The sequence below is a fragment of the Streptomyces sp. CNT360 genome, from assembly GCF_000424785.1.
In genome coordinates, this window is record NZ_AUKO01000033.1 from 69465 (window position 1) to 90081 (window position 20617).

The following is a 20617-nucleotide window of genomic DNA, read 5'->3' on the forward strand; positions in this document are numbered from 1 at the left end:
CCCGGTGCGGGCAGGGCCGGTCCGTCCGTCGTGGGGTCGATCGCCCCGGTCCTACTGGTCAACGGTGCTCGCCTCCCGTGGCGCGGTCGTGTTGCCGCCGAGCCGGCGGTACAGGTAGTAGGCGGCGCAGGCACCCTCGCTGGAGACCATCGTGGCGCCCAGCGGCGTCCGCGGGGTGCAGACGGTGCCGAACGCCTCGCACTCGTGCGGCTTCAACAGCCCCTGGAGCACCTCACCGCTGCGGCAGGCGGCGGGCTCCTGCGTGGTGATGCCGTCCACGGAGAACCGGTACTCGGCGTCGTAGGCCCGGTAGCGGGGTGCGAGGCGCCAGCCGCTGTCCGGGATGACACCGATGCCGCGCCACCCGCGGTCGCACGGTACGAAGACCTCGTCCAGCATGGCCCGGGCCGCCTTGTTGCCCTGCGCCACCACTGCCCGCGGGTAGGCGTTCTCGACGGTGTGCTGCCCGCTCTCCAGCTGCCGCACCGCCTGCCGGACGCCCTCCAGGATGTCCAGCGGCTCGAACCCGGTGACCACGATCGGCACCCCGAACCGCTCGGCCAGTGCGGGGTACTCGTCCGTCCCCATGACGCTGCACACGTGCCCGGCGGCCAGGAAGGCCTGGACCCGGCAGTCACGGGAGCTCATGATCGCCTCGATGGCCGGCGGCACCCGCACGTGGGAGACGAGCAGGCTGAAGTTGCGCAGCCCCAGCCGGGCCGCCTGGTGGACGGCCATCGCGTTGGGCGGGGCCGTGGTCTCGAAGCCGATGCCGAAGAAGACCACCTCGCGGTCGGGGTGCTCCCGGGCGAGGCGCAGCGCATCGAGCGGGGAGTAGACGACGCGGACGTCGCCGCCTTCCGAGCGGACCTGGAAGAGGTCGCGCCCGGTGCCGGGCACCCGCAGCATGTCCCCGAACGAGCAGAAGAGCACGTCCGGCCGCGAGGCGATCTCCAGCGCCTTGTCGATCAGTTCGAGCGGGGTGACGCACACCGGGCAGCCCGGCCCGTGGATCAGGTCGATGCCGTCGGGCAGCAACTGGTCGATGCCGTGCCGGATGATCGAGTGGGTCTGCCCGCCGCACACCTCCATCAGCGCCCACGGCCGGGTGACGGTGGCGTGGATGTCCGCCAGCAGCCGGCGGGCCAGCTCCGGGTCCTGGAACTCGTCGATGTACTTCACTGCCGTACCTCCCGCTGCCCCGGGGCCACGGGCTGCTCCTGCGCGCCCCGCACCGCCTCCTCGGCGGCCTGCCACGGGTCGCCGAACTCCTCCTCCAGCAACCCGAGCCCCTCGAAGAGCGCCAGCGTCTGCCGCGCGGACTCCTCGTCCAGCCGTTGCAACGCGAAGCCGACGTGCACGATGGTGTACTCGCCGACCCGCAGGTCGGGCACGTACTCCAGGCACACCTCCTTGACGACACCGCCGAAGTCGACGGACGCCATGCGGGTGCCGTCACGCTCCTCGATGTCCAGGACCTTGCCGGGTACCGCCAGGCACATGCGTTCTCCTCGTTCGACGGTCGGTCACAGGGGGGCGCGCGGGGCGGCGGGTGCTGCCCGGCCGGGGCTGCGGGCGGCGACCACGAGCTGTCCCAGGGCCAGCCCGCCGTCGCCGGGAGGGACCGACCGGTGACGCAGCACCGTGAAGCCGTCGGCGCGCAGCCCATGCAGACAGGCCGCCGTAAGCAGCGCGTTGGCGAACACGCCGCCGGTCAGCGCCACCGTCTCCACCCCGTGCCGTTCGCGGGCCGCCGCACACGTACGCCGCACCAGCCCGGCGACCGCCGTGTGGAAGCGGGCCGCGATCACCTCCTGCCGCGTCCCGGCACGCAGGTCCGCGACCACGGCGGCCAGCAGCGGCGCCGGATCGGCCACCAGCGGCGCGGGGTCGGCCGACGGCGCGGCGGAGCCCGCCACCAACGGCACCTCGTACCCGCCGGGCTCCGGGTCGGCACAGCCGCAGGCCGCGGCCTCCAGTGCGAGGGCTGCCTGCGCCTCGTACCCGGCGTGTCGGCAGACGCCCGTCAGCGCGGCGACCGCGTCGAACAGCCGCCCCATGCTGGACGTCGGCACGCAGTGCAGGTTCCGCTCGATCTGCCGCTCCAGCACGCGCCGTTCCGCCTGGGGACAGGCGGCCACGCAGGGCAGGTCGGCGTCCCAGGGCTGCCCCGCGGCGTACAGGTGGGCCAGCGCCGTGCGGTAGGGGCGGTGCACCGCGGCGTCACCGCCGGGCAGCGGTACGTACCGCAGGTGGGCGAAGCGGGCGGCACCGTCGTAGTCGGCCAGCAGGAACTCGCCGCCCCACACGGCGCCGTCGTCGCCGTAGCCGGTGCCGTCGAAGGCGACACCGAGAACGGGGGCGGTGCCGTCCAGACCGTGCTCGGCCATCACCGCGGCCACATGGGCGTGGTGGTGCTGGACCCGGCGCAGCGGACGGCCGTCCGCCGTGTGCTCGGCCCACCGCACCGACCGGTATCCGGGGTGCCGGTCGGCCACCAGCATGCCGGGGCGCACATCGGTGATGTCCGCCAGGTGCTGTGCGGAGCGGGTGAAGGTGCGCAGTGTCGCCAGGTCGTCCATGTCGCCGATGTGCGCCGAGAGCCAGGCGTGCCGACCCTCGCCCACCGCGCAGACGCTCTTGAGGTCGCCGCCCGTCGCCAGGGCAGCCCGCACCGGTACCGGGAGCGGCACCGGCAGCGGCGCGTACCCGCGTGAGCGGCGCACGGGCAGCTCGGCTCCGTCCACCACCCGCACGACCGAGTCGTCGCAGGGAACGTGGATCGGGCGGTCGTGGGTGAGGAAGGCGTCCGCGAGGGTGCCCAGCCGCTCCAGGGCGTCCGTCTCGTCGGTGGCAAGGGGTTCGCCGCTCAGGTTGCCGCTGGTCATCACCAGCAGCCGGGGTCCCGGCGGGTCGCCTGGAAGCCCCAGCAGCAGGTGGTGCAGCGGCGTGTAGGGCAGCATGACGCCGAGATCGGGGCTGCCGGGCGCGACGGAGTGCGCCACCTCCCGTGCCGGCACCGCACCGGCGGTGCGCAGCAGGACGACGGGACGGCGCGGCCCGGTCAGCACGGCGCGCTCGACCGGGTCCAGGGGGACGAGGCGCTCGACCTGAGCCAGGTCGCGGGCCATCACCGCGAACGGCTTGTGTCCCCGCCCCTTGCGGCGGCGCAGCAGCCGAACGCTCTCCTCGTTCGTCGCATCGCATGCCAGGTGGTAGCCGCCCAGCCCCTTCACCGCGAGGACCGCGCCCCGGGCCAGCAACCTTTGCGCCCCGGCGACGGGTTCACCGCCGTACGCCGTCCAGCCCGCGGCTCCGCCCTGCTCGACCCGCTCGCCCTGCCCGTCCGGCCCCTCCGCCCCGTCCGGCACCAGGAGACGTACCCGGGGACCGCAGTCGTGGCAGGACACCGGCTGGGCGTGGAACCGGCGGTCGGCAGGGTCCGCGTACTCGCGGGCGCACCGCTGGCACATCGCAAAGGGCGCCATGGTGGTGTTGGCGCGGTCGTAGGGCAGGCCGGTCACGATCGTGAAGCGGGGCCCGCAGTCGGTGCAGGTGATGAAGGGGTGCCGGTGACGGCGGTCGGCCGGGTCGGCCAGCTCCTGCAGACAGGCGGCACAGGTGGCGGTGTCGGGTGCCACCAGGGTGCGCCGCGCCCCGCCGACGCGGGAGGCGACGATGCGGAACCCGGAGCCTCCCTGCGGCGGCAGCGTCTCGTGCGTGACCGACTCGACGACGGCCAGCGGCGGCGCCTCGGCCGCCACCCGCGCACGGAAGGCGGCGACGGCCTCCCGGCCGCCCTCCACCTCCGCCACCACGCCCTCGCCCGTGTTGGTGACGTGCCCGGCCAGCCCGAGCCGGCCGGCCAGCCCGTACACGTAGGGGCGGAACCCCACACCCTGCACCACGCCGCGGACGAGGACGCGGCTGCGCTCAGCCTCGGACATGCGCGGGGGCGTGACAGGAATCGTGCGTGCCGGGGTGCACGTGCGCGTGGTCGTGGGGGGCGCCGTCGTGGTGCGCGTGGTCGTGGGTGTGGCCCGCGTGGTCGTGGTGGAGGGGGCGGTGCGGCGGCCCGGCGGCGGCCTGCCGGGCCATCACCGGCTGGTGGACGGCGGCACCGCCGCGTACCGCCAGCGCCCGGTCCAGCAGGGCGCCGGCATCCGTTCCGGTCCGCGCCGAGGTGGAGAGCACCTCCACCCCGGGGTTGACCTGCTGGACGTGGGTGAGGAAGGCGTCCCGGTCGAAACCGACGGCCTGGGCGATGTCCTCCTTGGTCAGCACGACCAGGTGGGCCGTCCCGAAGGCCGTCGGGTACTTCAGCGGCTTGTCCTCGCCCTCGGTGACCGAGGCCAGCACCACGCGGAGCGACTCGCCCAGGTCGTAGGAGGCCGGACAGACCAGGTTCCCCACGTTCTCCACGAACAGCAGCTCGGTGTCCTCGGGCAGCCAGCCGGCCAGGTGACCGGCCAGCATGTCCGCCTCCAGATGGCACAGCCCGTCGGTCAGCACCTGTTTGCAGGGGGCGCCGGAACGGGCCAGCCGCCGCGCGTCGTTCTCGGTGGCCAGGTCCGCGGTCAGCGCGGCAACCCGGACGCCGCGCTCGTGTGCCAGCGCCAACTCGGCCTCCAGCAGCGCGGTCTTGCCGCTGCCGGGGCTGGAGAGCAGGTTGACGGTGACGGTTCCGCGCGCGGTCAGCTCCGCGCGCAACCGCTCGGCGCGACTGTCGTTGTGGGCCAGCACGGCCTGCTGCAGATCGGCGACACGGCACATGGGTTCACAGCTCCTCTGGGGCTCGGGCGCGCTGCGGGCCCTCGGCCCACCGCACGGTGGCGATCTGCAGTTCGCGGCCGGACAGCAGGTCCGTACGGGAGTCGCCGCATGTCGCGCAGCACAGCCGCGGCGGCACCCCGGTCGCCCATTCACGGCCGCAGGACGCGCACCGGGCCCGTCCCGCGACCTCCTGCGTGAACAGCTCGGCGCCGGCCAGCACGGTGCCCTCGCAGGCGAGGGAGAAGGAGAAGCGCAGCGCGTCGGGGACGACGCCCGCGAGCTCGCCCACGGTCAGGGTCACCGCCTCGACGCTCTCCGCGCCCTGCGCGCGTGCCGCCTCCTCGACCTGGCAGACCACTGCCATCGCGATCGACATCTCGTGCATCGGGCACTTCCCTGCGTACGGACCGGGCTGCGGCCCGCACCATTACAGGGGTGCCCCGGGCGGCTCGTCCGCCGCCACGCCGCTGCCCGGGCCCGCCGTCCGCCGTTCGGCGGCCCGCAGCCCTGCGGCCTGCTGCCGGGTGCGTTCTCACGGTCTCTCAGGGAGCCCTGTCCAGCTCGTCCAGCAGCCGCAGTACCAGTTCCACCGCCTCGTCGACGGCGGCCGCCACCGGGGCGCTCAGTCCGATGCCCTCGTCCAGCTCGGCGGGTTCGCAGCCGACGACGAAGACCCGCCGCGGCAAGCTGCCCCCGGTGCCCTCGCTCAGGGTGTCCAGCAGCGCCAGCACGGCGTCCGGTGACATGTGGTGGCCGTCCACCACGGGTACGCCCTCCGGCGCGGCACGGTCCTCCTCGTCGACCTCGATCAGGTGCACCGTCCCCGGCTCGCCGCCGCGGTGGACGGCGTCGATCAGGACGAGCGTGTCGCACCCGTCGAGCACCTGGTAGGCCAGGTGCACCCCGCGTACGCCGATGTCGACGGCCTCGACCAGAGGCGGCAGCGGGTGTTTGGCCAGCCGCTGCACGGTCTCCACGCCGAAGCCGTCGTCGCGCAGGAAGATGTTGCCGATGCCGGCGAGCAGGGTGCGGCCGTGGCCCGGGCCGGGCCCGGTGGCGTGGCTGCCGGGGCCGTCGGGCCCGTCGGGGAGAGGGGCGTCGTTCACGGGGACTCCAGGGGGCGGGCGGTTCGGGGAGAGCGGTGTGGCGCGGCCCGCTGCGGCTGGGAGCCGCGGCGGGCCGCGCCACGCACGGGGTGAGGGGCGGTCAGGCGTGCTGCGGTACAGGGCCCGCCGCCACATCGGTGACGGTCGCCGCCTCGTCGGGGGAGTCGGTCTCCGGGGAGACCGGGCGCCAGCGGTCGGGGGCGTGCTGCTCGACGACCCCGTGCTCCGCCAGCCCCAGCAGGTGCTTGGCGATGGTGCGGGACTGGTAGCCCACGCGGGCCGCCAACTCCTCGACCGTCACCCCCGCGGAGCCGGCGTGCCGCACCTCCTCCCATGTGCGGGCCGCGCTCTGGCCCAGCCCCCCTTCACGTGCGGGCGTACGGAAGAGGGCTCCCAGCGACTCGGGCGGGCGCGTGGGCGCGGGCACCGAGGCGGCGGGCGCCGGGACGGCATCGGGCGCGGGGGCGGGATCGGGCACGGAGGCGGCGACGGGTGCGGAGGTGGAGCCGGGGGCCGAGGCGGGCTCGGGCACCGGGGCGCGTTCCGGCTGCTCCGGAGCCGGGGCCGTACGGACCGTGGTCGCCCGGGTGGCCGTCGCCCGGGTGGCGGGGCCGACCGGGCGGGGCGTGCGGTTGACCTTGCGGTGCCTGCGCCCCTTCTGCAGCTTGCTCATCGCGCCCTCACCTGCCTGTGGGGCCGGTGGGCGGGGGCCTGATCAGGGTGTCGTGGTGCAGTGATCATGTGGGGCTTAACGAACGACCCCGCCGCACGTCGGTCCGCCGATCGGGGTCAGCCCGATCCCGCGGGTCTCCGCGGGGCGGCCGGTTGGGGACGGCTCACGGCAGCAGCCCGTACCGGCGGGCGGCGGCCACCGCGTGATGGCGGCTGTGCACCCCCAGTTTCCGGGTGGCGCTGCGCAGGTAGGCCTTGACGGTCTCCGGTTCCAGGCTCAGGTACCGGGCGGTCTCGGCGTTGGTGCAGCCCAGGGCCACGTAGGAGAGCACGTCCAGCTCGCGGGGCGAGAGCCGGGGGCGGTGCGCGACCGGGCCGGATCCGTCCTGTTCGGCGGACACCGCCTCGGCCGCCAGGAAGCGGTCGCAGGCGTGGCGGAGCCGGTCACGCAGCGCCGTGTCCTCGATCTCGTGGGCGATGCCGCGCAGTTCGGCGTGCAGGTCCCGCAGCGCGTCCGCGGTGGGGGAGGGCGGGGCCGGGTCGGGGGCGGCCCCGGTGGCCGACTCCAGCAGCCGCACGCGCCGTTCGACCTCGTCCCGCACGGCGAGCTCGGCGGCGAGCTGCACCGCGCTGTTCATCAGTGCGACGCTGGTCCGCTCGCCCAGCGGTGCGGCGTCCCGGACGGCGGCGTAGAGCACCCCGCGCACCCCGCCCCGCACGGTGACCGGGGCCGCGACGATCGCGCGGATGCCCTCCTGGCGCACCGGGCTGTCGTAGTCGTGGGTGATGGCCCGCGCCGGAACGTAGTCGTTGACGGCCAACGGGCGCTGGTGTGCCAGGACATAGCCGCCCAGACCTCTGCCGGAGCCCACGCGCAGGCCGCGCATCGAGTCGGTGAGGGTGCCGGTGAACTCCGTCAGGCGCAGCGTGCCCTCCCCGACCTCGCCGCCGAAGACGCAGCCCACGCCCGTGCGTCGCCGTGCCAGGCGCAGGGCGTGCCGGAAGGCGTCCGCGTCGTGCGCCCGCGGCCCGGCGCCCGGCGGCCGTACGGCCGCCGGGTGGGAGGGGGAGGGGGAACGGTCGGGGAGAGACAACCTCGGCTCCTGCGCTACCACACTGCGGGCACTGCGGTCACTGCCGGCGGTCCCGGTCGGGGCCGTCCGCGGGCGGCGCGGCCGGGGCCGCGGCCCCCAGCAGCTCGATCGACTTCTCGCGCATCTCCACCTTGCGTATCTTGCCGGTGACGGTCATCGGGAACGCGTCGACGACGTGGACGTGGCGGGGGACCTTGTAGTGGGCGAGCTTCCCGGTGCAGAACTCCCGTACGTCGTCGGCCGTCAGGGGCGCCGCGCCCTCCCGCATCCGTATCCAGGCCATCAGCTCCTCACCGTAGCGCTCGTCCGGTACGCCGACGACCTGCGCGTCCAGAACGTCGGGGTGGGTGTACAGGAACTCCTCGATCTCGCGCGGGTAGATGTTCTCCCCGCCGCGGATCACCATGTCCTTGATCCGGCCGGTCACGCTGACGTACCCGTCCGCGTCCATCACCGCCAGGTCGCCGGTGTGCATCCAGCGGGCGGTGTCGATGACCTCGGCGCTCGCCTCGGGCTGCTGCCAGTAGCCGAGCATCACCGCGTAGCCGCGGGTGCACAGTTCGCCGGGCTCGCCGCGTGGGAGGCAGCGGCCCGTGGCCGGATCGACGATCTTCACCTCCAGGTGCGGCCCGACCCGGCCCACCGTGGAGACCCGGCGCTCCAGCGAGTCGTCGGTGCGGGTCTGGACGGAGACGGGCGAGGTCTCCGTCATGCCGTAGCAGATGGACACCTCGGCCATGCCCATGCGTTCGATGACCTGCTTCATCACCTCGACCGGGCACGGGGACCCGGCCATGATGCCGGTGCGCAGGCTGCCGAGGTCGTACGTGCCGAAGTCGGGCTCGGCCAGCTCGGCGATGAACATGGTGGGCACCCCGTACAGCGAGGTGCACCGCTCCTGCTGCACCGCCTCCAGGGCCGACCGGGCCTCGAACGCGGCGGAGGGGATCACCATGCACGCGCCGTGGCTGGTGGCCGCCAGGTTGCCCATCACCATGCCGAAGCAGTGGTAGAAGGGCACGGGCAGGCAGATGCGGTCGGCTTCGGTGTAGCGGCACAGCTCGCCGACGAAGTAGCCGTTGTTGAGGATGTTGTGGTGGGAGAGGGTGGCTCCCTTGGGAAAGCCGGTGGTGCCCGAGGTGTACTGGATGTTGATCGGGTCGTCGGCGGAGAGGGTGTCGGCGATGCCGTCCAGCAGTCGCCGGGCCTGCTGGGGGTCGTGCCTGCGGCCGCGGACGAGCAGGTCCTCCAGCTCGCCTTCGGGCCCCGCCTCCGAGCCGGGCTCCGGCCGCGTCCGTGAGGGGGTGTTCCCGGCCGTGATCAGCACGACGTCGACCAGGTCGGGGCAGGCGAGGCGGACCTGGCGGATCATCGCCGCGTAGTCGGAGCTCTTGTGGCTGCGGGCCGCCACCAGCGTGCGGACCCCGGCCTGCTGGAGCACGTACTCCAGCTCGTGCACCCGGTATGCGGGGTTGACGGTGACGAGGACGGCACCCAGGTGCGCCGTGGCGTACTGCGTCAGCGTCCACTCCGCGCAGTTGGGCGCCCAGATGCCCACCCGTTCGCCCTTGCGCACCCCCAGCTCGTGCAGCCCCAGGGCGAGCGCCTCGACGTCGGCGGCGAATTCCCGGTAGGTCCAGCGGCGGTCGCCGGCCACGTCGACCAGAGCCTCGCGGTCCCCGTGCGCCGCGACGGTTCTGGCCAGGTTCTTCCCGATCGTGTCGCCGAGCAGCGGGGTCGGCGACGTCCCCGAGGCGTAGCTGCGCTCCGGGCGGCGGGAGGGGAGTGCAGGGGCGGGGCGCGGAGCGGGTGCGGGCACGGGGCGGCCTCCACGGTGGTCCGTCGGGTGTCGTGCGTCACACTTACCGGCCGTGCGGGCCTGTGCGCTACCCCTCGTCGGGGGTAGCGCACGGACACGGGGGCCGGCGCGCAGCGGCTGCGGTGCATATGCGCTCGCGGCTCACGGCGGAATCGGCTTGGCTGGGCACCATGAAGATCGTTGTGACCACACCCACCGGACAGGTCGGCACCCGCGTCGTGACCCTGCTGCTCCAGGCGGGAGCCCGTCCCACCCTGCTGGCGCGGAACCCCGCCAAGCTGCCCGGCCACGTGCGGGAGCGCGCCGAGGTGGTGCGCTGCGACCAGGGGGACGGCGACGCCGTGGTGCGGGCCACCGAGGGTGCCGACGCGCTGTTCTGGGTGGACCCGCCCACCGAGGACGACGACCCGATCGAGGGATACGCGCGGATGGGCGCCAACGCGGCACGGGCGGTACGGGAGAACGGCATCACCCGTACGGTCTTCCTCAGCAGCGTCGGGGCGGAGAAGCGTGCGGGTGCCGGGGAGATCGACGGACTCGGCCGTACGGAGGAGATGCTGAACGCCACCGGTGGGCACGTCCTCCATCTGCGCTGCGGCTTCTTCTTCAGCAACCTGCTTCTCGGGCTGGAGGACCTGCGCACCGAGGGCGTGCTGCGCACCACGCTGCCGCTGGACCAGCCGATGGCCTGGGTCGATCCCCGCGACATCGGGGACGTCGCCGCCGCCCGGCTGCTCGCGGCCGACTGGAGGGGGCAGACCGCCCAGGCGGTGCACGGGCCCGCCGATCTGGACCACACCCAGGCCGCCGCGATCCTCACGGAGGCGGTGGGCCGGCCGGTGCGGGCCGAGCACATCACCGACGACGCGCTGCGCGCCGGACTGCGTGCCGCCGGACTGGGGGACAAGCAGGTCGAGGGCTTCGTCGGGATGACGGCCTGGACGCGGGACGGCTTCCGGCCCGAGGACGCCCGCACCCCGGTGACCACCACGCCCACCACGCTGGGGGCCTGGGCCTGGGAACACCTGCGCCCACTGCTGTGAGCGGTCCGCCGCCTGCCGGGAACGGGCGGGGCACGCGGCGCGGAACGGCTCGCGGGCCGTCATGAACGTGCAGAAATGTACGCAAATGGGAGAATCGCCATGGCAGGGTGCTCGCCCTGCGCCCGGCACGGACGAACAGACGGACAGAGGCAGGGAGGGATGGGTGGTCGGCCCCGCGGTTGCACTGGTCAGAGTGCCCTACGTGGCACCGCCGCTGCTTCTGCTCGGGGGCGTGGCAGCGGACGTCTTCACGCCCAAGCCCTACTACGGGCTGCCACTGCTGGCCTGTACGTCGATGGTGGCCGGCATGGTGTACTCCTTCCGGGTGAGCGCCCTGTTCGCCTTCGCGGCCTGTCTGGCGGCGGCGGGGTCCGCCGGGTACACGGGCCGCGAGTTCTCGGCGCTGTTCACGGATGTGGCCGCCGTCCTGGTCGTCAGCCTGGTCGGGCTGTGGATCAAATGGCTCGTCGACCGGCAGGGACGCAATCTGGCCCTCGCGTTGAACGTCGCGGAGGCGGCCCAGCGCGCCGTCCTGCCCGCTCCGCCCACCGATGTGGGCCCCCTCACCGTGGCCGACCGCTACGTGGCGGCGCAGGCGGGCGCCGCCATCGGGGGAGATCTGTACGCGATCCAGGAGACGCCGTTCGGCATCCGGGCGGTGATCGGTGATGTGCGGGGCAAGGGCCTGCGCGCCGTCTCGGCCGTCTCGGTCGCGGTGGGGGCGTTCCGTGAGGCGGCCGAGCATGCCCCCACGCTGCACGATCTGGCCGACCGTCTCGACCGTGCCCTCGACCGGGAGGGCGGGCGGCGCCGGAACACCGAGGACGACATCGAGGGGTTCGTCACCGCGCTGTTCGTCCAGATCCCGGCCGGCGGCGACACGGTCACCGTGCTCAATCGGGGCCACCCGCCGCCCTATCTGCTGCACGACGGGGCAGTCGTCTGTCTGGAGCCGACCCACCCCGAGCTTCCGCTCTCCACTGGTCTGGGCCCTTCCCGCGGGGGTGCGGTCGAGGAGACGTTCCCGTTCGCCCCACGGGACTCGCTGGTGCTCGTCACCGACGGTGTCACCGAGGCCCGCAACGCGGAGGGGGTCTTCTTCGACGTGCAGCGCGGGCTGGGCGGCTCCGGCCCGCGGGAGGCGGGAGAGGTGGCGGACGTGCTGGTCAAGGCCGTCACCGAGTGGACCGGGGGTCAGCGGCAGGACGACATGGCGGTGCTCGTCCTGGCCCGCGGCGCCTGAGTCTCCCACGATCCGGATGTGCGCGACATCTTGACGGTGCATCGACAGTGACTAAAGTCTAGACCAATTCGATGCCCCCCACCGGGGAAGGCACGGCCGCGCCCTGCCGCCCCTGTCGCCGGAGGATTTGTCATGCACAAGAAAAGGAAGCTCGCCGCGATCATCGGCGCCGGACTCTCCCCGCTGTTCGTCCTCGGCCTCACCGCGAGCCCGGCCAGCGCGCACGGCTACATCAGCGACCCCGCCAGCCGCCAGGCCCAGTGCGCCAACGGCGTCGTGGAGTGCGGCTCCATCAAGTACGAGCCGCAGAGCGTCGAGGGTCCCAAGGGGCTCCAGGACTGTGCGGGCGGCAACGAGTCGTACGCCGAACTGCGGGACGACAACAAGGGCTGGAACGCCGCGAACGTCGGCAAGACTGCCACCTTCAACTGGACCCTGACCGCCGCGCACCGCACCACCACGTGGCAGTACTTCATCGACGGCAAGCAGATCGCCGAGTTCGACCAGGGCGGCGAGCAGCCGCCGTCCCAGCTCTCGCACGACGTCGACTTCGGTGACTTCTCCGGCCGCCAGACGGTGCTCGCGGTCTGGAACGTGGCCGACACCGACAACGCCTTCTACGCCTGCGTCGACGTCAACATCGGCTGACGCCTCCCGGTCGGCCGACGGTCTGCGAGGACCACCGAGCCCCCACAGGAGAGAGCCCCCTTCCCCGCCGGCAGCGGGGGAGGGGGCGCTCCTTTGCGGGAGCGCCGGCCCGGGCCGCCGACCGGGTGGAAGCTCACAGCCCGTACAGCCGGCGCGCCGTGCCGCCCGCGATCATCTCCGTGACCCGCACCGCGTCGCTGCTCGACCACTCGCCCCGCTCCACCCACCGGCGGGTCAGCCCCGTCATGGCCTCGCGGAAGAGCTGGGCCCCGACCACGTAGAGCTCGGGGATGCCGTAGGCGTCGGTGGAGAAGAGGAGCTTGCCGAAAGGGGTCAGCTCCAGCAGCTCGGCCAGCACTGCACGGGCGCGGGCCCCCGTGTGCGAGAGAGTGAGCCCGAAGTCGGCGTACACGTGCGGGAAGACCGCCGCCAGGTAGCCCGCGCCCCGGTGGTAGGGGTAGCAGTGCAGCAGCACCAGCGGGGCGCCGTAGGGGGCGGTCGCCCGGATGAAGCCCGTCAGCAGCAGCGGGTCGCAGTGGTCGAGCCGCAGGTCCGGGTCGCCGAACCCGGTGTGCAGTTGCAGCGGCAGCCCGGTGCGGACCGCCGACCACAGCAGGTGCCGCTCCAGCACCGGGTCGCTCAGCCGTCCCCCGGGCAGCCGCCCGTCCAGCCAGCGGTCCGCGGCTGCGTAGAGCTGAGAGGTACCCGGCGGGGACGGTTCCACATCGAGGCCGCAGCGGTAGGCGACCACGGACTTGAACCCGCGTGCCGTGCGGGCCGCCTCCCGGATCGCGTCGGAGACCTCGGCGAGAAAGGCGTGAGTGTCGCGCGCGGTGTCCGCGGCGCGCTCGGCCAGCCGTTCGAGGCGAACGATCTCGTGGGCCTCGCCGCGTGCCGTCTCGGCCAGCTCGCCCGGGGTCAGCAGCGGGCCGGGCAGCCCGGTGTCCACCAGGAACGCCGAAATACCGCTGGCCCGCAGCATCCGGCCCGTCACCTCGGTGGTGCCCAGCGCGGCGCGGCGCTCCAGGTAGGTCTCGGGCGCACACTGCTGCTCCAGGCCGAGGACGGGAGCGCACCACCGCCGTACGGCGAAACCGAGCTGGGTGTCGAAGCTGCGGAAGGCGTCGGCCGCGGGAGGTGATCCGTCGGGGCGCTGCGGCGTGTGGGCCTCCGTCAGATACCCCTCGAACGCCCCACGTCCGGGCCCCACTCTGAGCACCCCGTGACAGTGCTGGTCCAGCAACGGCGGAAACGCCGGGAAGGAGGGCAGCGGGGGCGGCCCGGACGGGGTGGGATGCGCGGCGGGCGACGCGGGCCAGGAGGACGCGGAGGCGGAGGACGACGAGCCGGAAGGGGACGGAGGGGGCGCGGCCATTCAGTACCTCCCCCGGGTGGCGGCGGCGAGCTCCGCGTCGCTCACCCCGTCGAACAGGGCGATCTCACCCGCCCGCACCGCGCGGACCGCTTCGAACAGGGGCTCGCCCATCGCCGTGCGCAGGACCGCGGAGTTCTCGAAGTGCCGCAGCGCCTCGGCGAGCGAGCCCGGCAGCCGGGGCGGCGCCTGGTCCGGTGCCGTCCGCGCCGGGTCGCCGGTGACCGGGTCGGGCAGCCGCAGCGCACCGTCTCCGGCCGGCCCCGCGAGACCGGCCGCCACGACGCCGCCCGCCAGCAGATACGGGTTGGCCGCCGCGTCCACGCACTTGACCTCCGCGTTGGCGCCGCCGGGGGCGTGTGCGGTGCCCGCCACGAAGCGCAGGGCCGCCTCCCGGTTCTCCAGCCCCCAGCAGTGGTAGGCACCCGCCCAGCGCGAGGGGCGCAGCCGCAGATAGCTGGCCGGGGAGGGCGCCCCCAGTGCCAGCAGCGCCGGGAGTTCGCGGAGCACCCCGGCCAGGAAGAGCTCGCACTCCTCCGTCATCCCGAAGGGGCCCGCGCCGCCCGCACACAGGTTCCGCCCCTCGCGCCACAGGCTCAGATGCAGATGGCAGCCGCTGCCGACCCCGGCCGGGTCCACGACGGGCCCGAACGAGGCGGTCAGCCCGTGCCGCAGCGAGACCGCCCGCACCGTCTCGCGGACCAGCACCGCCAGGTCCGCCGCGCCGACCGGATCGGACGGCGCCACCGAGACCTCGAACTGGCCCGGCGCGTACTCCGGGTGGATCTGGAGCACCTCGACGCCCTGCGTGGTGAGCGCCGTCAGCACGTCGCGCAGATAGTCCGCCGTCTCCACCAGCCGGGCCATGCCGTAGGCGGGCCCCGTCGTCGGGTACGCCGGCTCCCCGGCCGCGCCGGGCTGCGGGCCGCGCGTGACGACCCACTCGGTCTCGAAACCCATCCGCAGCTCGATCCCGTGCTCGTCCCGTGCCCGTTCGGTCATCCGCCGGGCGAAGCCGCGCTGGCAGCTCGCGTACGGCGTACCGTCCTGCTCGCAGCGGTCCACCGGTGCCCACGCCCATCCGGGCTGCGCGGCCAGTACCGTCAGTTTCTCCAGGTCGGGAACCAGTCGCAGGTCGCCGTCCGGGCCGCCGACGTGCGGGCTGTCGGCCATGGAGTCGTCGACGAGGTAGGCGTCGAAGCAGGGCGACATGCCCACCCCGGAGGCCACCGCACGGTCGAGCCGGCCGGCCGGTACGGCCTTGACGCGGGTGAGGCCCGCGTTGTCCACCCAGGTGAGCGCCGTGCCGTGCACCTCGGCACGGGCGAGCCGCGCCATCGCCTCCCGCGCCTGCTCCCGCCTGCGCCCGCCGTCCTCCCGGCCGCCGAGGACCTGTGCCGCCTGTGCTGCCGTACCCGGGGGCGGGGTGCCTGCCGCCACCGTGCGCGGTGCCGCCGTACCCGTTGCCGTGTCCGCTTCCGTGCCCGCGTGCTGCGGCGGCGTCCGCCGTGTGGTTCCCATGCAGCAGGCTCTTACTCCCTGTTCGTGATCCGGGCAAGTCGCCGCACTCCGTTCTGCCACCCTGTCACGGACGGTCGCCGGGATGTGCCAAAGGCAAGAAGCCCGGTCACGACGGGCCTGACTTCGTGGCGAGTTGGGCAGTACCCCCTGTGAGGCCACATCGGAGCGGGGAGGGAAACTTGGAAGGTGGCGAGACCAATGCGGCTACGGTACGGGAGCAGCGGTATGCACATCACTGACGTCACTGGCGGTGAGCCGGCCGTCAGAGACGCCGTGCGAGACGGTGTGGGGGAGGGAGCCGCCGCGTCGCCGGCGGTGCCCCGGAAGGTCCTGGGCATCCGGCTGCGGAGGCTGCGCGAGGCGCAGTACATATCCCGCCAGGAGGCGGCCGAGGCCATCCGGGTCCCGAGCAGCAGGATCGAGGATCTGGAGCAGGGACGGACGGGCTGCGCGCTCCGAGACGTCGCCGACCTGCTCACCATCTACGGGGTGAGCGACGAGAGCGAGCGCGCCGTCCTGACGGCGCTGGCCCAGCAGGCCAACATTCCTGGCTGGTGGCACGCCTTCCAGGGCGTGATCCCCGCCTGGCTGCACACCTACATCGGCCTGGAGCAGGCCGCGAGCGTCATCCGCACCTACGAGGTGCAGTTCGTGCCCGGCCTCCTCCAGACGAGGGAGTACGCGCGCGCCGTCGTCGAGTTGGCACACGACGAGGAGCCGGAGCCCGTCATCCGGCGCCGGGTGGACCTGCGCATGCGGCGCCAGCAGATGCTCTTCGGACCGCGCTCGCCGCACGTCTGGGCCGTCGTCGACGAGGCCGCGCTGCGCCGCCCCGTCGGCGGAACGGCCGTGATGCGGGCCCAGTTGCGGCACCTGGCCGCGATGAGCGAGCAACCGCACGTCACCGTCCAGATCATGCCGTTCAGCGCGGGCGGGCACGCAGCAGCGGGTGGCCCCGTCACGCTGCTGCGGCTGCCCGAGAGCGAACTCCCCGACGTGGTGTACCTCGAACAGCTCGACTCCGCCGGCTACCTGGAGGAGGAGGCCGACATCGACGCCTACCGCCGGGTGACCGACCACCTGGTGACGCGCTCGCTCCCCCCGTCCGAGACCCGCGCCACCCTGCGCCGGATCGCGGAGCAGCTCCCCGAGGAGGAGCCCGCCGCCGCGGGCCACCACTTCCGCCGCTGACCCGCACCGTCCCTGCATTGCAGCCCCGATGTGCTGTACCTGCCGTGCGGCCTCGCCGCGTCGGACCGCTCGCTCCCCTCGCCTGCCGAGCGGTCACCGACGCGGCCCGCGCAGGCCGAACCGGGGCCGGTCCGCTCCCTACTCCGGCACGCGTTCGAAGACGGCGGCCAGGCCCTGGCCGCCACCGATGCACATGGTCTCCAGGCCGTAGCGGGCGCCGGTGCGGTGCATCGTGTGAGCCAGCGTCGCGAGCATACGGGCCCCCGTGGCACCGACCGGGTGGCCCAGGGAGATGCCGGAACCGTGGACGTTGATCCGCTGCTCGTGGTCCGTTTCAGTCAGGCCCAGGGCGCGGGTGCAGGCCAGCACCTGCGCGGCGAACGCCTCGTTCAGCTCGATGAGATCCATGTCCGCGAGGCCGAGCCGGGCCTTGCCCAGCGCCGCCCGGACGGCGCCGACCGGACCGAGGCCCATGGTGGCGGCAGGCACGCCGGCCCGCGCGAACGACACCAGCCGCACCACGGGCCGCAGCCCCCACCGCCGGGCGGTCGTTGCCGTGGTGACCAGGCAGGCGGCCGCGGCGTCGTTCTGGCCGCTGGCGTTGCCGGCCGTCACGGTCGCCTCCGGATCCTGCCGCTGCCGGACGGGCCGGAGCGCCGCGAGCTGTTCCGCGGTGGTGTCCGGGCGCGGGTGCTCGTCCGCCGCCACCACCGTCTCGCCCTTGCGGGTGCGGACCGGCACCGGCACCGTCTCCGCGTCGAACAGCCCCTCGTGCAGGGCCTGCGCCGCCCGCTGCTGCGAGCGCAACGCCAGCGCGTCCTGGTCGGCACGGCTGATGCCGTACTCACGGCGCAGGTTCTCGGCCGTCTCGATCATCCCGCCCGGTACGGGCTGGTTGACGCCGCCGGCGGTGACCCGGCCGCGGGCGAGGGAGTCGTGCAGCGTCAGCCCCGGGCCTTTGATGCCCCAGCGGCCCTCGTGCGTGTAGTAGGGCGCGACGCTCATCACCTCGGCGCCGCCCGCGACGACGGCCTCGCTGAAGCCCGCCCTGATCTGCATCGCGGCGTCCAGCACCGCCTGGAGGCCCGAACCGCACCGCCTGTCGATCTGGGTGCCCGTCACCGAGGAGGGCAGCCCCGCGTCCAGGGCGGCCACCCGGCCCAGCGCCGGCGCCTCGGAGCTGGGGTAGGCGTGCCCGAGGATCACCTCGTCGACGCGCTCGGGGTCGATGCCCGTCCGGGCCACCACCTCGGAGACGACCAACGCGGCCAGCGCCTCGGGCCGTTGACCGGCCAGCGCTCCGCCGAACCGGCCGATGGGGGTACGCAGGGGTTCGCTGACGACGATGTCGGACATGCCGCGGCCTTTCTGTGTCCGGGAGCGGGGGCGGAGGGACGGGGCGCGAGGGGCGCTGACGGGCGCTGAACAGGCGCTGAACCGTGGGCCGAGGGGAGCGGGTGGGGGCCGGAGGAGGGGGGTGTCCGGGCCGCGGTCAGGGCGGCGGACCGCTCCCGGCGGTCTCCGCGCGGCCCCGCGGCGTGGGCAGGGCTTCCCGGGCCACGTCCAGCACGCTGCGCAGCGCCGCCGACGGGTTGTCCGCCCGCCATGCCAGCGCCGAGCGGAGCAGCACCGGATCGCCGGCCAGCGGACGGTAGACGAGCCCCGTCTGCTGGATGTGGGTGCAGGAGGTGAGCGTGAGGGTGACGCCGACACCCATGGCCACCAGCGCGAGGATGGTGTACGAGTCGGGGGCCTCCTGGACGACGCGGGGCAGGTAGCCCGCGCGTTCGCACGTCTGGAACGTCACGTCGCGCAGGCTGGAGCCGGCGTTGCCGGGAAAGCTGACGAACGGTTCGGCGGCCAGGTCCGCGACCGCGATCTGCTCCTGGCGGGCCAACGGGTGGTCGAAGGCGAGCGCGCAGATCAGCTCCTCCTCGGCGATCACCCGGGTACGGATGCCCTCTCTGGCCACCGGCAGCCGCACGAAACCGAGGTCGAGGCAACCCTCGGCCACCCGGTCAAGGGCCCGGTTGGCGTAGGTCTGGCCGCGCATCACCAGCTCGATGCCCGGGTGCGCGGTGCGGACGGCGTGGGTGAGGCGGGGGAGCGTGGTGTGGCTGGAGGCTCCCGCGAAGCCGACGCTGACCCGTCCGGTCTCGCCGCGGCCCGCCGCTCTGGCCAGCCGGGTGGCCCCGTCCAGGTCTGCGAGCACCGTGCGTACCGGCCCCAGAAAGGCCTCGCCCGCATCGGTCAGCCGCACCGAGCGGGTGCTGCGCTCGAACAGTTGGACACCCAGTTCGTGCTCCAGCTGACGGATCTGGCGGCTGAGCGGCGGCTGTGCCATGCGCAGTCGCTTGGCGGCACGGCCGAAGTGCAGCTCCTCGGCCACGGCGACGAATGCGGCGAGGTAGCGCAGCTCCACGGCTCACACTCCGCTCCGACGGGACTTTCGGCCGACTGATCTGTTCTTCGTCTCAAAGAGACTCTAATTTGGTGGGGATCGCAGATCAATGGTCGCCGAAAGCCGAGAGGTGACCGGAGACCGTCGACCACCGGAGACCTACGGAGAACCGGAGACCTACGGAGAAGGGGCCGTTCATGCGGATCAGGGTGGTGGGAGCCGGCACCATGGGGCGCGGCATCGCGCAGTGGGCCGTGGTGGCCGGACACACCGTCGAACTCGCCGACGCGCGCCCGGCATCGGTGCCGGAGGCGGTCGCCTTCGTCCGCTCCATGCTGGAACGGGCAGTGGACAAGGGGCGGATGAGCCGGGCGGACGCCGACCGTGCGCTGGGCGGACTCGTCGAGCTGCCTTCCCCGTACGAGCCCGCGGGGGAGCACACGCCCGAACTCGTCGTCGAGGCCGTGCTGGAGGACCTGGACGTCAAGGCCGAGCTGTTCACCGGCCTTGAGCGGGTGCTGCCCGCTTCCACCGTCTTCGCGACCAACACCTCGTCGCTGTCGGTGACCCGGATCGGCGCCCGGCTCGCGGACCCGGGACGGCTGGCCGGGCTGCACTTCTTCAACCCCGTACCGCTGATGAGACTCGTCGAGGTGGTGCCCGGCGCCGCCACCCGCCCGGACGTCACCGAGCGGCTGACCGCACTGGTCGAGAGCTCCGGGCACCGCGCGGTCACCGTCGCCGACACCCCCGGCTTCCTCGTCAACCATGCGGGACGCGGGCTGGTGACGGAGGCGTTCGCGCTGCTGGAGGAGTCCGTCGCCGGGCCCGCCGCGCTCGACCGGATCGCCCGCGAGGTGCTCGGGCTGCGCATGGGTCCCTTCGAGCTGATGGACCTGACCGGGCTCGATGTGACCGCCTCCGTGACGGAGACCGTGTGGACCGGATTCCGCCACGCCGACCGGCTGCGTCCCTCCTACCTGACGGCGAACCGCGTCGCGGCCGGCCTGCACGGGCGCAAGACCGGGCGAGGCTTCTACACCTACGGCGAGGGCGAGTCGGGGCCCCGGACGCCCGAGCCCCGCTTCGGGGGCGGTGACCCCGCGCGGGACGTGGCCGTGGCGGGGGAGCGGGACGTGACGGGGGACGTCACGGGGGACGTCACGGGGAAAGGGGTGGCCGCTCTCGCCACCGTGGCGGCCCCCTCCGGCACATCGTTGGTTCTGGTGCCCACCTGGGGGGCCTCCGTCGCCGCGGCCGTCTCCGGAGGCGGACTGCCTGCGGGGCGCACCCTGGGAGTGGACCCGCTCGGACTGGAGGGGCCGCGCCGGGTGCTGGCGGTGACCCCCGCCACGGAAGTCGACGCCGTGCGGGACGCCGTGGCGGTGCTGGCGCGTGAGGGGCACGCGGTGACGGTGGTGCGGGACACGGCCGGATCGCCCGCCCAGCGGATGCTCGCCTCGATCGTCAACGTCGCCACCGGCATCGCCGAGCGCGGCATCGCCGACCCCGACGACATCGACGCGGCCGTCACCCTGGGCCTCGGCTATCCGCGCGGGCCCCTCGCCTGGGCCGACACCATCGGCTCCGCACGGATGCTCGCCCTGCTGCGAGCACTCCACGCCGAGACGGGCGACCCCCGCTACCGGCCCACCCCCTGGCTGACCCAGCGGGCCGCTCTGGGCCTGCCCCTGTCCACCCCCCTGGCGCCGCTGCCGGAATGAGGCCCGCCCG

Annotated in this window: 18 protein-coding genes; 5 read left to right on the forward strand and 13 right to left on the reverse strand. The window is 73.9% G+C overall.

Features of this window, described 5'->3' with window-relative positions; translation table 11 throughout:
* Positions 1-51: 51 nt before the first annotated feature.
* From hypD to H297_RS38135, 9 genes are all read right to left on the reverse strand, one after another.
* Positions 52-1182 carry a hydrogenase formation protein HypD gene (hypD, locus tag H297_RS0124230; protein ID WP_027739173.1) on the reverse strand — a complete coding sequence of 377 codons (1131 nt, stop codon included), beginning with the start codon at positions 1180-1182 and terminating at the stop codon, positions 52-54.
* Positions 1179-1502, reverse strand: coding sequence for a HypC/HybG/HupF family hydrogenase formation chaperone (locus H297_RS0124235; RefSeq protein WP_027739174.1), 324 nt, complete (start codon positions 1500-1502; stop codon positions 1179-1181). The genes hypD and H297_RS0124235 overlap by 4 nt, the downstream gene beginning before the upstream one ends.
* A 24-nt stretch (positions 1503-1526) precedes the next feature.
* Positions 1527-3947 (reverse strand): carbamoyltransferase HypF, encoded by a 2421-nt coding sequence (gene hypF / locus H297_RS0124240; RefSeq protein WP_051352128.1) that lies wholly within the window; start codon positions 3945-3947, stop codon positions 1527-1529.
* Complete coding sequence (hypB, locus tag H297_RS38120; protein ID WP_051352129.1) at positions 3934-4773, reverse strand: hydrogenase nickel incorporation protein HypB; 840 nt, start codon at positions 4771-4773, stop codon at positions 3934-3936. The genes hypF and hypB overlap by 14 nt, the downstream gene beginning before the upstream one ends.
* Before the next feature lie 4 nt (positions 4774-4777).
* Positions 4778-5158, reverse strand: a complete 381-nt coding sequence (locus H297_RS0124250) for a hydrogenase maturation nickel metallochaperone HypA (RefSeq protein ID WP_027739176.1) — start codon at positions 5156-5158, stop codon at positions 4778-4780.
* A gap of 157 nt (positions 5159-5315) precedes the next feature.
* Complete coding sequence (locus tag H297_RS38125) at positions 5316-5879, reverse strand: hydrogenase maturation protease (protein ID WP_078514546.1); 564 nt, start codon at positions 5877-5879, stop codon at positions 5316-5318.
* A gap of 100 nt (positions 5880-5979) precedes the next feature.
* Positions 5980-6552, reverse strand: a complete 573-nt coding sequence (locus tag H297_RS40815) for a transcriptional regulator (protein ID WP_064744871.1) — start codon at positions 6550-6552, stop codon at positions 5980-5982.
* Between the two features lie 163 nt (positions 6553-6715).
* Positions 6716-7645 carry a LuxR C-terminal-related transcriptional regulator gene (locus H297_RS0124265; RefSeq protein ID WP_027739177.1) on the reverse strand — a complete coding sequence of 310 codons (930 nt, stop codon included), beginning with the start codon at positions 7643-7645 and terminating at the stop codon, positions 6716-6718.
* A 37-nt stretch (positions 7646-7682) separates the two neighbouring features.
* Positions 7683-9464: an AMP-binding protein gene (locus H297_RS38135; RefSeq protein WP_051352130.1), complete on the reverse strand. Its 1782-nt coding sequence runs from the start codon at positions 9462-9464 to the stop codon at positions 7683-7685.
* Positions 9465-9634: 170 nt separating this feature from the next.
* Here H297_RS38135 and H297_RS0124275 point away from each other — a divergent pair, with 170 nt between their 5' ends.
* The 3 genes from H297_RS0124275 to H297_RS0124285 all read left to right on the forward strand — a co-directional run bounded on the left by H297_RS0124275 (position 9635) and on the right by H297_RS0124285 (position 12398).
* Positions 9635-10507 carry an NAD(P)H-binding protein gene (locus H297_RS0124275; protein WP_027739178.1) on the forward strand — a complete coding sequence of 291 codons (873 nt, stop codon included), beginning with the start codon at positions 9635-9637 and terminating at the stop codon, positions 10505-10507.
* A 202-nt stretch (positions 10508-10709) separates the two neighbouring features.
* Positions 10710-11750, forward strand: a complete 1041-nt coding sequence (locus tag H297_RS0124280; RefSeq protein WP_486589644.1) for a PP2C family protein-serine/threonine phosphatase — start codon at positions 10710-10712, stop codon at positions 11748-11750.
* Positions 11751-11882: 132 nt separating this feature from the next.
* Positions 11883-12398 carry a lytic polysaccharide monooxygenase gene (locus H297_RS0124285; protein WP_027739180.1) on the forward strand — a complete coding sequence of 172 codons (516 nt, stop codon included), beginning with the start codon at positions 11883-11885 and terminating at the stop codon, positions 12396-12398.
* A 133-nt stretch (positions 12399-12531) separates the two neighbouring features.
* On the opposite strand, the gene H297_RS0124290 is transcribed toward H297_RS0124285, so the two are convergent.
* A complete protein-coding gene (locus H297_RS0124290; protein ID WP_078514549.1) occupies positions 12532-13773 on the reverse strand; it encodes an amidohydrolase family protein in 1242 nt (413 codons plus the stop codon).
* Positions 13774-15108 carry a glutamine synthetase family protein gene (locus H297_RS0124295; RefSeq protein ID WP_051352141.1) on the reverse strand — a complete coding sequence of 445 codons (1335 nt, stop codon included), beginning with the start codon at positions 15106-15108 and terminating at the stop codon, positions 13774-13776.
* 408 nt (positions 15109-15516) lie between these two features.
* Between H297_RS0124295 and H297_RS0124300 the strand changes: the two genes are divergently transcribed.
* The gene (locus tag H297_RS0124300) at positions 15517-16482 is read left to right on the forward strand and encodes a Scr1 family TA system antitoxin-like transcriptional regulator (protein ID WP_027739183.1); all 966 of its coding nucleotides are present in this window, start codon (positions 15517-15519) and stop codon (positions 16480-16482) included.
* Positions 16483-16620: 138 nt separating this feature from the next.
* On the opposite strand, the gene H297_RS0124305 is transcribed toward H297_RS0124300, so the two are convergent.
* Both H297_RS0124305 and H297_RS0124310 read right to left on the reverse strand, forming a co-directional pair.
* Positions 16621-17838 carry an acetyl-CoA C-acetyltransferase gene (locus tag H297_RS0124305; protein ID WP_027739184.1) on the reverse strand — a complete coding sequence of 406 codons (1218 nt, stop codon included), beginning with the start codon at positions 17836-17838 and terminating at the stop codon, positions 16621-16623.
* 136 nt (positions 17839-17974) lie between these two features.
* Positions 17975-18904 carry a LysR family transcriptional regulator gene (locus H297_RS0124310; protein ID WP_027739185.1) on the reverse strand — a complete coding sequence of 310 codons (930 nt, stop codon included), beginning with the start codon at positions 18902-18904 and terminating at the stop codon, positions 17975-17977.
* A 176-nt stretch (positions 18905-19080) separates the two neighbouring features.
* On the opposite strand from H297_RS0124310, the gene H297_RS0124315 reads away from it, so the two are divergent.
* Positions 19081-20607 carry a 3-hydroxyacyl-CoA dehydrogenase gene (locus H297_RS0124315; protein WP_027739186.1) on the forward strand — a complete coding sequence of 509 codons (1527 nt, stop codon included), beginning with the start codon at positions 19081-19083 and terminating at the stop codon, positions 20605-20607.
* Positions 20608-20617: the final 10 nt, after the last annotated feature.

Excerpts from the sequence above, each read along its gene's own strand:
- H297_RS0124235 (WP_027739174.1), bottom strand. The coding sequence starts at position 1,502 with ATGTGCCTGGCGGTACCCGGCAAGGTCCTGGACATCGAGGAGCGTGAC.
- hypF (WP_051352128.1), bottom strand. The coding sequence starts at position 3,947 with ATGTCCGAGGCTGAGCGCAGCCGCGTCCTCGTCCGCGGCGTGGTGCAG.
- hypB (WP_051352129.1), bottom strand. The coding sequence starts at position 4,773 with ATGTGCCGTGTCGCCGATCTGCAGCAGGCCGTGCTGGCCCACAACGAC.
- H297_RS0124250 (WP_027739176.1), bottom strand. The coding sequence starts at position 5,158 with ATGCACGAGATGTCGATCGCGATGGCAGTGGTCTGCCAGGTCGAGGAG.
- H297_RS40815 (WP_064744871.1), bottom strand. The coding sequence starts at position 6,552 with ATGAGCAAGCTGCAGAAGGGGCGCAGGCACCGCAAGGTCAACCGCACG.
- H297_RS0124275 (WP_027739178.1), top strand. The coding sequence starts at position 9,635 with ATGAAGATCGTTGTGACCACACCCACCGGACAGGTCGGCACCCGCGTC.
- H297_RS0124285 (WP_027739180.1), top strand. The coding sequence starts at position 11,883 with ATGCACAAGAAAAGGAAGCTCGCCGCGATCATCGGCGCCGGACTCTCC.
- H297_RS0124290 (WP_078514549.1), bottom strand. The coding sequence starts at position 13,773 with ATGGCCGCGCCCCCTCCGTCCCCTTCCGGCTCGTCGTCCTCCGCCTCC.
- H297_RS0124295 (WP_051352141.1), bottom strand. The coding sequence starts at position 15,108 with ATGGCGCGGCTCGCCCGTGCCGAGGTGCACGGCACGGCGCTCACCTGG.
- H297_RS0124300 (WP_027739183.1), top strand. The coding sequence starts at position 15,517 with ATGCACATCACTGACGTCACTGGCGGTGAGCCGGCCGTCAGAGACGCC.
- H297_RS0124305 (WP_027739184.1), bottom strand. The coding sequence starts at position 17,838 with ATGTCCGACATCGTCGTCAGCGAACCCCTGCGTACCCCCATCGGCCGG.
- H297_RS0124315 (WP_027739186.1), top strand. The coding sequence starts at position 19,081 with ATGCGGATCAGGGTGGTGGGAGCCGGCACCATGGGGCGCGGCATCGCG.